Source organism: Pseudomonas sp. J452, assembly GCF_024666525.1.
GTDB lineage: Bacteria > Pseudomonadota > Gammaproteobacteria > Pseudomonadales > Pseudomonadaceae > Aquipseudomonas.
In genome coordinates, this window is sequence record NZ_CP088294.1 from 2,786,895 (window position 1) to 2,798,677 (window position 11,783).

The 11,783-nt window shown below is 65.4% G+C and carries 8 protein-coding genes and 1 pseudogene; 4 read left to right on the top strand and 5 right to left on the bottom strand.

Annotated features, from left to right (window positions below; translation table 11 throughout):
* Positions 1-540: 540 nt before the first annotated feature.
* Positions 541-2,694 carry a type I secretion system permease/ATPase gene (locus LRS11_RS12575; protein ID WP_260493326.1) on the top strand — a complete coding sequence of 718 codons (2,154 nt, stop codon included), beginning with the start codon at positions 541-543 and terminating at the stop codon, positions 2,692-2,694.
* Positions 2,684-4,045 (top strand): HlyD family type I secretion periplasmic adaptor subunit, encoded by a 1,362-nt coding sequence (locus LRS11_RS12580; protein ID WP_260493327.1) that lies wholly within the window; start codon positions 2,684-2,686, stop codon positions 4,043-4,045. The genes LRS11_RS12575 and LRS11_RS12580 overlap by 11 nt, the downstream gene beginning before the upstream one ends.
* Before the next feature lie 298 nt (positions 4,046-4,343).
* On the opposite strand, the gene mmsB is transcribed toward LRS11_RS12580, so the two are convergent.
* From mmsB to LRS11_RS12605, 5 genes are all read right to left on the bottom strand, one after another.
* Positions 4,344-5,228, bottom strand: a complete 885-nt coding sequence (mmsB, locus tag LRS11_RS12585) for a 3-hydroxyisobutyrate dehydrogenase (protein ID WP_260493328.1) — start codon at positions 5,226-5,228, stop codon at positions 4,344-4,346.
* A 185-nt stretch (positions 5,229-5,413) separates the two neighbouring features.
* Positions 5,414-6,517: an enoyl-CoA hydratase/isomerase family protein gene (locus tag LRS11_RS12590; protein WP_260493329.1), complete on the bottom strand. Its 1,104-nt coding sequence runs from the start codon at positions 6,515-6,517 to the stop codon at positions 5,414-5,416.
* Positions 6,518-6,654: 137 nt separating this feature from the next.
* Positions 6,655-7,473, bottom strand: coding sequence for an enoyl-CoA hydratase (locus tag LRS11_RS12595; RefSeq protein ID WP_260493330.1), 819 nt, complete (start codon positions 7,471-7,473; stop codon positions 6,655-6,657).
* Positions 7,474-7,668: 195 nt separating this feature from the next.
* Positions 7,669-8,832, bottom strand: a complete 1,164-nt coding sequence (locus tag LRS11_RS12600) for an acyl-CoA dehydrogenase family protein (RefSeq protein ID WP_260493331.1) — start codon at positions 8,830-8,832, stop codon at positions 7,669-7,671.
* Between the two features lie 85 nt (positions 8,833-8,917).
* The gene (locus tag LRS11_RS12605) at positions 8,918-10,429 is read right to left on the bottom strand and encodes a CoA-acylating methylmalonate-semialdehyde dehydrogenase (RefSeq protein ID WP_260493332.1); all 1,512 of its coding nucleotides are present in this window, start codon (positions 10,427-10,429) and stop codon (positions 8,918-8,920) included.
* 136 nt (positions 10,430-10,565) lie between these two features.
* Here LRS11_RS12605 and LRS11_RS12610 point away from each other — a divergent pair, with 136 nt between their 5' ends.
* Positions 10,566-11,468, top strand: a complete 903-nt coding sequence (locus LRS11_RS12610) for a LysR family transcriptional regulator (RefSeq protein ID WP_260493333.1) — start codon at positions 10,566-10,568, stop codon at positions 11,466-11,468.
* Between the two features lie 143 nt (positions 11,469-11,611).
* Positions 11,612-11,764, top strand: a pseudogene (locus LRS11_RS12615) (acetyl-CoA C-acyltransferase); the annotation flags it as partial.
* Positions 11,765-11,783 lie beyond the last annotated feature (19 nt).

Sequence of the window (11,783 nt, forward strand, 5' to 3'; positions counted from 1 at the left end):
ATAAAACAAGCGTCAAACTATTGTTTTATAGTTGTTTGCTATTGACTTTATGCCATTTTGTTGACCGAACAGGAATCATGCTAAACAATCAATCCTGTTATGTCACTTTGCTATCGCAGGTGATTTTGGCAGTCTCCGATCAACGGTCATGGCCAGTTGCCATGCGGCGGCAGGCGGCGGCTGTGCTGGTTGACTGGTTGGTCATGATTCATCTGGCAAGTGCCTGATTCTTTGAGTCTTCGCCTGGAACAAAGGCAGTCGAAGCAAAACTCTGCTCGGTGGTGTCGGTTGAGTGGTGGTGGATGAAAGGTTGGCGCTCAAGTGATTGTCGGGATTTTGCTGTCGGTTTACCGGCACTGTTCTGGCGGCTTTCAGGCGTGCACTACAGAGTCCCTGCAGGGGCGGGTTCAGGATGTGTCAGATTGTCTGCACCAGGGAAGGTGCATGGCCCATACAAGGAATGTCCGGGCTGAGTCGGCGGCGAGCTGCAGGTGCAGTACTTGCCGGATGTAAGTGAAAAAGAACCGAGAGTGTTCCCGCGTGACCGCAGAAACCAGCCAGACCAAGCCAGTGGGTGATCCACGGGCGCGTTACGATGACCCCCTGCTGGACAGCCTGCTGTCGCTCTGTGCCCTGCACCAGCGCCCGGCTACCCGTGCCATGCTGACGGCCGGTTTGCCCTTGCCGGCGCAGCGCCTGAGTGCCGAGTTGCTGCCGCGTGCCGCTGCCCGTGCGGGTCTGCAGGGGCGCTGGTTGCGCCGTGAGCTGCAGCAGATTCCCGCCATGGCCTTGCCGGCCCTGCTGCTGTTGAAGGATGGCCGCAGTGCCATCCTGCTGGCGTGCGAGGCCGAACATGCGCGCTTGCTGCTCAGCGAAAGCGACGGTGGCGAGGTGCGGGTCAAGCTGGATCTGCTGCTCGCGGATTACTCCGGCGAGGTGTTCTTTGCCCAGCCGCGGCACAAGCACGATCTGGATCGGGAAAGCCTGATCCCGCGCACCCGCTCCTGGTTCCGCGACACCCTCAAGCGCTCGCGCTGGCTGTATATCGATGCGGTGGCGGCCAGCGTACTGATCAACCTGATCGGCCTGTTCGCTCCGCTGTTCGTGATGAACGTCTACGACCGGGTGGTGCCCAACCAGGCGGCGGCGACTCTGTGGGTGCTGGCCATCGGCATCTCCGGCGCCTACCTGTTCGACCTGCTGCTCAAGACCATGCGCGGTCTGTGTCTGGACCTGGCCGGCAAGAAGACCGATCTGATCATTTCCGCCACGCTGTTCGAGCGCATCGTCGGCATGACCATGAAGGTGCGCCCGGCGCGGATCGGCAGCTTCGCGCAGAACATCCACGAGTTCCAGGTGCTGCGCGACTTCCTCGCCTCGCTGACGCTGACCAGCCTGATCGACCTGCCATTCACCCTGCTGGTATTGCTGGTGATCGCCGTGCTCGGCGGCCATCTGGTGTGGATTCCGCTGCTGGCCTTCCCCCTGGCGCTGGGCATCGGCTGGCTGTTGCAGAAACCCCTGGCCGAGACCATGGAGCGCACCATGGCGCTGTCCGCCGAGCGCCAGTCGAGCCTGATCGAGACCCTCGCAGGGCTCGACGCGGTCAAGGTCAACAACGCCGAGAGCGAGCGCCAGTACCAGTGGGAGCAGACCATCGGCACCCTCAGCCGCCTGGAACTGCGCGCGCGCATGCTATCCAGCCTGGCACTGAACATCACCGGGCTGATCCAGCAGTTGGCCGGTGTGGTGATGATTGTCTGCGGCGTCTACCTGATCATCGCCGGCGATCTCAGCATGGGTGGCCTGATCGCCTGCTACATGCTCAACAGCCGCGCGCTCAGTCCGCTGGGCCAGCTCTCCGGCTTGCTCACCCGCTATCAGCAGGCGCGGGTGACCATGCTCAATATCGACCAGATGATGGAGCTGCCGCAGGAGCACGAGGAGCACGAGCGGCCCCTGGCGCGTCCACAGCTGCGCGGCGCCATCGAGTGCCGTGACCTGGAGTTTCACTACCCGCAGCAGCAGGGCGCGGCGCTCAAGGACATCAGCCTGCAGATCCGCCCCGGCGAGAAGGTCGGCATCATCGGCCGCAGTGGTTCGGGCAAGAGTTCCCTGGCCAAACTGCTGGTCGGCCTCTACCAGGCCGACTCCGGCAGCCTGCTGGTGGACGGCGTGGACATCCGCCAGCTGGACGTCAGCGACCTGCGCCACAACATCGGTTATGTACCGCAGGACATCCAGCTGTTCAGCGGCAGCCTGCGCGACAACCTGGTCAGCGGCGCGCGCTACGTCGAGGACAGCCTGGTTCTGCATGCCGCCGAACTGGCCGGTGTGCACGAGTTCGCCCGGATCCATCCGCAGGGCTACGAGCTGCCGGTCGGCGAACGGGGGCAGCAGTTGTCCGGCGGCCAGCGGCAGAACGTGGCCCTGGCCCGTGCATTGCTGCTCGACCCGCCAATCCTGCTGCTCGACGAGCCGACCAGCGCCATGGACAACTCCGGCGAGGAACGCCTCAAGCAGCGCCTGCTGCCGGTGATCGCCGACAAGACCCTGCTGCTGGTCACCCACCGCACTTCGCTGCTCAGCCTGGTGGAGCGGCTGATCATCATCGACCGCGGGCGCATCGTCGCCGACGGGCCGAAAGCCGAGGTGATGGATGCTTTGCGCGGAGGGCGGATCAATGTCGCTTGAGTCCTTCAAGGCGCAATTGCGCAGCTATTTCCAGGGCCGCGCCTCGCTTGACGGGCAACCCATGCCCGAAGTCCGCAAGGCCCTGGTGGAAGACGCCCCGCGCCTGGTGCGCCTGACCATCTGGAGCCTGATCGCCTTCTTCGCCTTCGGCCTGTTGTGGGCGCACTTTGCCGTGGTCGACGAAGTCACCCGCGGTGATGGCAAGGCGATTCCCTCGTCCAAGCTGCAGAAGATCCAGAACCTGGAGGGCGGCATCGTCGCCGAACTGTTCGTCCGCGAAGGCCAGGTGGTGGAGGCGGGCGCGCCGCTGCTGCGCCTGGACGACACGCGCTTTGCCTCCAACGTCGGTGAGACCGAGGCCGATCGTTTCGCCCTGCTGCTGCGCATCGAGCGCCTCAGCGCGGAGATCGAGGGCCGGCCGTTGAGCATGCCGGCCAAGGCGGTCGAGGCCGTGCCGCACCTGGCGGCCAGCGAACAGGCACTGTTCGAGAGTCGCCAGCAGCAATTGCGTGACGAAGTGGCGGGGCTGGAAGAGCAGCTGATCCAGCGCCAGCAGGAACTGCGTGAATTCGCCTCCAAGCGCGAGCAGTACAGCCGCAGCCTCGGTTTCCTGCGTCAGGAGATCGAGATGTCTGAGCCGCTGGTGGCGCAGGGTGCCATGTCCCAGGTCGAGCTGCTGCGCCTGCGCCGTACCGAGGCGGAGAACCGTGGTCAGCTGGATGCCACCAGCCTGGCGATTCCACGGGCCGAGTCGGCGATCAAGGAAGTGCAGCGCAAGATCGACGAGACCCGTGGGCGCTTCCGCAGCGATGCGCTGACCGAGCTGAACGAGGCGCGTACCGAACTGAGCAAGATCCAGGCGACCGGCAAGGCCCTGGAAGACCGGGTCAACCGCACCCTGGTCACCTCGCCGGTGCGCGGCATCGTCAAGCAGTTGCTGGTCAACACCATCGGCGGGGTGATCCAGCCGGGCAGCGACCTGGTGGAAATCGTGCCGCTGGACGACAGCCTGCTGGTCGAGGCGCGCATCCGTCCGCAGGACATCGCCTTCCTCCATCCGGGGCAGAAGGCCGTGGTCAAGTTCACCGCCTACGACTACACCATCTACGGCGGTCTGCAGGGCAAGCTGGAGCAGATCGGTGCCGACACCATCACCGATGAGGAAGGCAACAGCTTCTACCTGATCCAGCTGCGCACCGACAAAAGCCACCTGGGGACTGAAGAGCGCCCGCTGCTGATCATTCCCGGCATGGTCGCCTCGGTGGACATCATCACCGGCAAGAAGAGTGTGCTGAGCTACCTGCTCAAACCGATCATCCGCGCCCAGTCCGAGGCACTGCGCGAGCGCTGAGTGGCCTGCGTTTCCTCTCCCCCGGCTCCTCTCCCATTCTTTGTTTGTGAAGAGTGGGAGAGGGGTGACTATTGGTCCACGCCGTGAAGTTTCACCTGACGGTCGCAGGGCACGCTTGCGTCTCAACCAATACTTCAATGGGGCCGATCAATAGGCTTCAGGCATCGCAGGGACTGCCCCCTCTCCCATTTATGGGAGAGGGTTGGGGAGAGGGGCGGTGTCGAAGGTAGCCCGGATGCAATCCGGAAGTGGGATTGCCCCGGATTCCATCCGGGCTACGGTCGGTGAAGGCGCTCGGCTACTCGACAAACAACTTCTGCACCGCCGAGAAGTCCAGCTTGCCGTTACCCTGCTTGAGCAACAGGCGATACAGCTGCAGGGCCAGCGCGCCCATCGGCGTGCTGCTGGCTGTGGCTTGCGCGGCTTCCTGGGCCAGGCCCAGGTCCTTGGCCATCAGTTCGGCCATAAAGCCGCCGCTGTAACCCTTGCTGGCCGGTGCATTTTCCATCACCCCGGGCCAGGGGTTGTACTTCTCCAGGGTCCAGTTGCCGCCCGAACTCTGCCGCATGATCTCGGCCAGCACGGCCGGGTCCAGGCCGCTGGCCACGCCTAGGGCCATGGCTTCGGCGGTGCCGATCATCTGCACCGCGAGCAGCTGGTTGTTGCACACCTTGGCCACCTGGCCGGCACCGTCGGGGCCGGCGTGGAAGATGTTCTTGCCCATGGCGGCGAGAATCGGTCGTGCCTTTTCCAGGGCCTCGGCCTTACCGCCAACCATAAAGGTCAGGGTGCCGGCTGCCGCACCGGCGGTGCCACCGGATACCGGCGCATCGAGCAGGCCGATACCGCGCGCCGCCGCCGCCGCGTGTACCTTGCGCGCCGAGTCCGGGGCGATGGTCGAGCATTCCAGCACCAGGCTGCCGGGGGTGATCTGGGTCAGCAGTCCCTGGTCGCCCAGGTACAGGCTTTCCACATGGCGACTGGCCGGCAGCATGCTGATCACGATCGTGGCATCGCGCACCGCGTCCACCGCACTATCGGCAGCCTTGGCGCCTTCGGCGGCGATGCTGGCCACGGTCTCCTGGACCAGGTCGAAGACGCTGATGGCAAAGCCGGCCTTGAGCAGGTTGCGGGCCATGGGTAGGCCCATGTGGCCGAGGCCGATAAAGGCGATCTGAGTCATTGTTCTTGTTCTCCTCGTAGCGAATGCCAGGTGTCGCGTTCGTAGGAGCCAGCTTGCTGGCGATCAGGGGGGGCGATCGCCAGCAAGCTGGCTCCTACAGGAAATTTACAGCGCGTAGCCCGGATGCAATCCGGGACGTTTTCGCAGAGCTCTCCCGGATTGCATCCGGGCTACAGGGCGGGTCATTACAAATCCGCCAGCGGGTGCTCGCCTTCCCAGACCGCTTCGAAGTGCGCTTCGATCACCGCCGTCGGGATGGTCGCGACATCGGGCCAGTGCCAGCGCGGCGCCTGGTCCTTGTCGATCAGGCGGGCACGCACGCCTTCTGGGAATTCCGGGTGGCGGCAGCAGTTCAGGCTGATGGCGTATTCCATGCGGAATACTTCGGCCAGTGACAGGTGCCGGGCGCGCTGGATCTGTTGCCAGACCAGGTGCGCGGTCAGCGGGCAGCCCTCGCTGAGGGTCTTGGCGGCGCGCGCCAGGAGCAGGTCGCTGTCGCCCTGCAGGGCGGTGAGGGCGTGCCAGGCGCTGGCCAGATCGGCCACGTCGAGCAGGGCGTCGAGGCGCTCGCGGCGCGGCAGCCACTGCGCCTGCGGCAGGTCGGGGCGGGCTTCCTGTTCCAGGGCGCGCAGCAGGCTGGTGAGTTGTGCCGGCGCCTGTTCCTGCCAGTTCATCTGCGCCAGGCCTTCAATCAGCACGTCCTGCTGGTCGTCACGCAGGAAGCGGTCGGCCAGGTTCAGGTCGAGGGCGTCGCGGGCATTGATCTGCGCGGCGCTGAGGCCGAGGAACAGGCCGAGCTTGCCCGGCAGGCGGGCGAGGAACCAGCTGCCGCCAACATCCGGGTACAGGCCGATATTGATCTCCGGCATGGCCAGGCGACTGCTCGGCGTGACGATGCGCATCCCGGCGCCCTGCATCAGGCCCATGCCGCCGCCCAGCACATGGCCATGGGCCCAGCAGATCAGCGGTTTGGGGTAGGTGTGGATGCGGTGGTCGAGGCGGTATTCGTCGGCGAAGAAGCGCCGCGCCAGCGCGGGGATCTCGCCCGGATGTTCGCGGCACTGTTGCACCAGCTGCACCACATCGCCGCCAGCGCAGAAGGCCTTGGGCCCGTTGCCGCGCAGCAGCACGCAGGCGATGCTCGGGTCAGCCGCCCAGGCGCTCAGCTTGGCATCCAACGCCTCGATCATTGGCAGGGTCAGGGCATTCAGGCTTTTTTCCGCATCCAGGCTGGCGATGCCGATGCGGTAGCCATGCTGGCCGTGACGTTCTTCGAAATGCACGTTCATCGTCGGGGGTTCCTGGTGCGCACGGCGCACCCTACAAGGAGGGGCGCCGTCAGGTTAGTTCGGGTAGGGCGGGTGCAACCCGCAGCTTTTGCTGTGTGCCCAGCACGCGGGTTGCACCCGCTCTACGCGGTTTCAGATCACTTGTTGCGCCACTGCGGATCGCGTTTCTCGAGGAAGGCGTTGACCCCTTCGCGGGTGTCGTCGGCATCGAACAGGTCGACGAAGCGCTCGCGCTCTTCCGGCAGCCAGGTATTCGCGCCGCGCTCGCGGGCGCCCTGGATCAGCGGCTTGATGGTGCGTACCGCCACCGGGCTCTGCCGCGCCACCTTGGCCGCCAGCAGCAGGGCATGGCCACGGGCTTCGCCGTTGTCCACTACCTGTTCGACCAGGCCGATGCGCAGGGCGGTCTCGGCGTCGATGCGCTCGCCGCAGAGGATCATGCGCTTGGCCCAGCCTTCGCCGATCAGCCAGGGCAACGCCTGGGTGCCGCCGGCGCAGGGCAGCAGGCCGACCGTGGCTTCCGGTAGGGCCAGCTGCGCCTGGCGCTCGGCGATGCGGATGTCGCAGGCCAGCGCGCATTCAAGGCCGCCACCCATGGCGTAGCCGTTGATCGCGGCAATTGATACGCCGCGGAAATCGCGCAGCGCCTCGAAGGCCTCGCCGAAGCGCCGGGCCATCTCGCGGGCACGGGCCTTGTCGCCGTCGGCGAACAGGTTGAGGTCGGCGCCGGCGCTGAAGAACTTGCCGCCCTGGCCAGTCACCACCAGGGCGTAGATGTCGTCGTCATGGTTGAGGTGCTCGACCAGCTGCTTGAGGCCGATCAGCGAGTCGCGGTCCCAGGTGTTGGCCGGTGGGTGGTTGATGGTGATCAGCGCGGTGTGGCCGTGTTTTTCCACGGTCAGCTTGTGGGTCAGGTCGAAAACCCCGGGCTTGTAGGCTTCGATGGCGTTGCTCATAAAACGTCCTCGTTTCTGTAGTGTGCTTAGAGCCTGTTTAGGATTTGGCGAGCTAGAGCCATGCAAGGCGCTACGTTAGTAACAGCCTTCGGCTGGTCAAAGCGGCGAGGAAGCGGAATGTACTTTTGTACATGAGCATTCCGAGCCTGTTTTTAACGCAGCAGGGCCGACGCGCAGCAAATCCTATGCAGGTTCTTACAACAGGCGATCGAGCATGCCGCCCTGGTCCAGCAGGCGGCGGGCGATGATCACCCGCATGATCTCGTTGGTGCCTTCCAGAATCTGGTGCACGCGGCTGTCGCGCACCCAGCGCTCCAGCGGGTAGTCGTTGAGGTAACCGTAGCCGCCATGCAGCTGCAGCGCCTCGTTGCACAGGGTGAAGCAATGGTCGGTGGCGAAGCGCTTGGCCATGGCGCAGTACAGGCTGGCCTCGCCGTCGGCGTGGTCCAGCTTGTGCGCGGCCAGGCGCACCATCTGCCGGCTGGCGGTCAGGTCGGTGAGCATGTCGGCCAGCTTGAACTGCAGGGCCTGGAACTCGCTGAGCGCCTTGCCGAACTGCTTGCGCTCCTCGACATAGCGCAGCGATTGCTCCAGCGCCGCCTGGGCCGCGCCCAGCGAGCAGCTGGCGATATTGATGCGACCGCCGTCCAGGCCCTTCATCGCGTAGACGAAGCCCTGGCCTTCCGGGCCGATGCGGTTGCCCGCCGGGATGCGCACGCCTTCGAAGGTGATGGTGCGGGTCGGCTGGGCGCGCCAGCCCATCTTCAGTTCGTTGCGGCCGTACTTCACGCCCGGCGCATCGCCCGGCACCAGGAAGCACGACACGCCCTTGGCGCCGTCCTCGCCGGTACGCGCCATGACGATCAGCACGTCGGTGCTGCCGGCGCCGGAGATAAAGCACTTGCTGCCATCGATCACGTAGTCGTCGCCGTCGCGTTTGGCGCGGGTGCGCAGGCGGGCGGCGTCGGAGCCGGCGTCCGGCTCGGTCAGGCAGTAGGAGGCCAGCAGCTCGCCCGAAGTCAGGCGCGGCAGCCAGGCATCCTTGAGCGCGGCATCGCCGAACGAGGCGAGCATCCAGGAAGCCATGTTGTGGATGGTCAGGAAGGCCGTGGTGGCCACGCAGCCGGCGGACAGCTGCTCGAAGATCAGCGAGCTGGAGAGGCGCGACAGGCCCAGGCCGCCGTCCTCTTCTTTTATGTACAGGGCCAGGTAGCCCTGCGAGGCGGCACGCTTGATCACGTCCACCGGGAAGTGGTGGTCGCGGTCCCAGTCGGCGGCGTGCGGCGCCAGTTCGTGGGCGGCAAAGGCGCTGGCACTGTGCACCAGCAGGCGTTGTTCGTCGCTCAGTTCAAAATCCATTGTGGCTCCTCAGGCTGGCGCCAGTGTGCAAAAAAAGAGGCAGGGGAGGGGCGCGCTGGATGGCCTGCACCCCCCGCCCGATCCATCACTTGAGAGTGATGGTGGTGTTGACGTGACCGACTTCGTCCTCGTCCAGCCAGCGCTGGGTGACGGTCTTGGTCTGGGTATAGAACAGTACCACCTGCTTGCCGTAGGGGCCGAGGTCGCCCAGCTTGGAACCGCGCGAGCCGGTGAAGGAGAACAGCGGCACCGGCACCGGGATCGGCACGTTGATGCCGACCTGGCCGACGTCGATCTCTTCCTGGAAGTGCCGGGCGGCGGCACCGGAGCGGGTGAAGATGGCGGTGCCGTTGCCGTTCGGGTTGGCGTTGATCAGCTCGATGGCGTCGTCCAGGGTGGCGGCGTGCATCACGCACAGCGCCGGGCCGAAGATCTCCTCCTGGTACACGCTCATCGCCGCGGTGACCCCGGAGAAGATGGTCGGGCCGATGAAGTTGCCGTTCTCGTAGCCCGGCACCTGCGGGTTGCGCCCGTCCAGTTCGAGGGTGGCGCCTTCGCTGAGGCCCTTGGCGATCAGCCCGTCGATGCGGTCGAGGGCGGCGCAGGACACCACCGGGCCAACGTCGGTGCCCGGTTCCACGCCGGCGCCGATCTTCAGGGTCTTGGCCTTGGCCACCAGCTCGGGCAGCCAGCTCTGCGCCTCGCCGACCAGCACCACCACCGGCAAGGCCATGCAGCGCTGGCCGGCGGCGCCGAAGGAGGCGCCGACCAGGTTGTTCAGGGTCTGCTGCTTGGGTGCGTCGGGCATCACGATGGCGTGGTTCTTCGCGCCCATCATGCACTGCGCGCGCTTGCCGTTCTGCGTGGCGCGGTTGTAGACATGGGTGCCGACCTTGGTCGAGCCGACGAAGGACACCGCCTTGATGTCCGGGTGATCGCAGATCAGGTTCACCGCCTCGGCGCCGCCGTGGATCACGTTGAGCACACCGGCCGGGATGCCGGCTTCCAGGGCCAGTTCGACCAGGCGCATGGTCACCATCGGGTCCTGCTCGGACGGCTTGAGCACGAAGGTGTTGCCGCAGGCGATGGCCATCGGGAACATCCACAGCGGGATCATCGCCGGGAAGTTGAACGGGGTGATGCCGGCACACACGCCCAGCGGCTGCTGCAGGGTGTAGGTATCGACCCCGGCGGCGACGTTGTTGGCCAGCTCGCCCATCTGTAGGCTGCCGATATTGGCGGCATGCTCGACCACTTCCAGGCCGCGGAACACATCGCCCTCGGCGTCGGCCAGGGTCTTGCCCTGCTCGGCGGTGAGGATGGCGGCCAGCTCCTTGATGTTCTCGCGGATCAGCTGCTGGTACTTGAGGAAGATCCGCGCACGGGCGCCAATCGGCGTGCGCTTCCAGGTCTTGAAGGCGTTCTTCGCGGCAGCCACCGCGGCGTTCATTTCCTCGGGCGTGGCGAAGGGCACGCGGGCCAGCACCTGCTGGGTGGCCGGGTTGACGATGTCGCGCCACTGGCTGCTCTGGGATTCGACGAATTCACCGGCGATCAGCAATTTGACCGTGGGGATGGCGCTTGCTGGGGTTGTCATCTTGCGTACCTGCCGTTGGCTGCGTGGAGTGGGGCTCGGCGAGCCTTCTTAAGTTGATGCTAGCAGTGTATTTTTGCAGATGGCAGTCGGGGTATTTGCAAGTATATTCTGCGTTTTTGCACAGATAGGGGCCTCCGTGGATTGGGACAACCTGCGTTATTTCCTGGAGCTTTCCCGCGGCGGCAAGCTGACCGTCGCCGCCCGCCGCCTGGGCGTCGACCACACCACGGTGGCGCGGCGCATTCAGGCGCTGGAGAAGAGCCTGCAAACCCAGCTGTTCCTGCGCAGCGCCGCCGGTTACAGCCTGACCGAGGCCGGGCGCAACCTGCTGCCCCAGGCGGAAGCCATGGAGAGCGCCTGCAGCGGCATCGAGCGGGCCCGGCAGACGCCCAAGGACGGCCTGTCCGGGCTGGTGCGCATCGGCGTCACCGAAGGCTATGGCTCGATGATGCTGGCCCCGCAGCTGGCCGAACTGATCCGCCGCTACCCCAATCTGGGCATCGACCTGCTGGCGGCGCCGCGCATGCTGCAGCTGTCGCGCCGCGAGGCGGACATCGTGATCACCCTGGACCGCCCCGAACGCGGCCCCTTCATCATCACCCGGCTGACCGACTACTGCCTGCGCCTGTATGCCTCGCCCGACTACCTGGCCCGCCATGCGCCGATCCGCAGCCGCGACGACCTGCGCGAGCAGGCTTTCGTCAGCTACATCGACGACCTGCTGTACAGCAAGGAACTGCTCTACCTGGACGAGATCGGCAAGCCCAGCCATGTGCCGCTGCGCAGCACCAGCATCCTTATCCAGCAACAGGCGGCAGCGGCCGGCGCCGGCATCGCCATCCTGCCGTCCTTCGCCGCCGACGCCGACCCGCGTCTGCAGCGGGTGCTGGGCGACGAGGTGAAGTTCATCCGCACCTTCTGGATGCTGATGCCGATCGAACTCAAGGACATCGCGCGCATGCAGGCGACCTGGAACTTCCTGCGCGAGATGGCGCAGGCGAGCAGGGCGGTGCTGATGGGCGAGGGGGCTGAACGGTAAAGCCATGCTGGCTGAGCGACTCAGCAAACTCTTGCCAGATACCGCCGTTGGCCCAGGTGCCATGGATGAGGACTACGTGATGTTTGGTCACTTCTTTCGACTGCATGGAATTTAGGCCTTAGGGGGCTGGTTGATTGCTCTGCGCCGAAGTGGCTACCGGCCACCCCTTCGCAGCCACTGGCGGACGTATTGTGGGCACTCTCGCAAAGATGATCGACCAGCGTGGAGGCGGGCGAGGTCTGATCTCAATCTGTGCCGCTGGTGGCCAAGCCGTCACAGCCATTCTTGAACGATAATTACGGGAAACTCATGTCT

Coding starts and splice junctions, on each gene's coding strand:
- LRS11_RS12580 (WP_260493327.1), top strand. CDS start 2,684: ATGTCGCTTGAGTCCTTCAAGGCGCAATTGCGCAGCTATTTCCAGGGC.
- mmsB (WP_260493328.1), bottom strand. CDS start 5,228: ATGACTCAGATCGCCTTTATCGGCCTCGGCCACATGGGCCTACCCATG.
- LRS11_RS12590 (WP_260493329.1), bottom strand. CDS start 6,517: ATGAACGTGCATTTCGAAGAACGTCACGGCCAGCATGGCTACCGCATC.
- LRS11_RS12595 (WP_260493330.1), bottom strand. CDS start 7,473: ATGAGCAACGCCATCGAAGCCTACAAGCCCGGGGTTTTCGACCTGACC.
- LRS11_RS12600 (WP_260493331.1), bottom strand. CDS start 8,832: ATGGATTTTGAACTGAGCGACGAACAACGCCTGCTGGTGCACAGTGCC.
- LRS11_RS12605 (WP_260493332.1), bottom strand. CDS start 10,429: ATGACAACCCCAGCAAGCGCCATCCCCACGGTCAAATTGCTGATCGCC.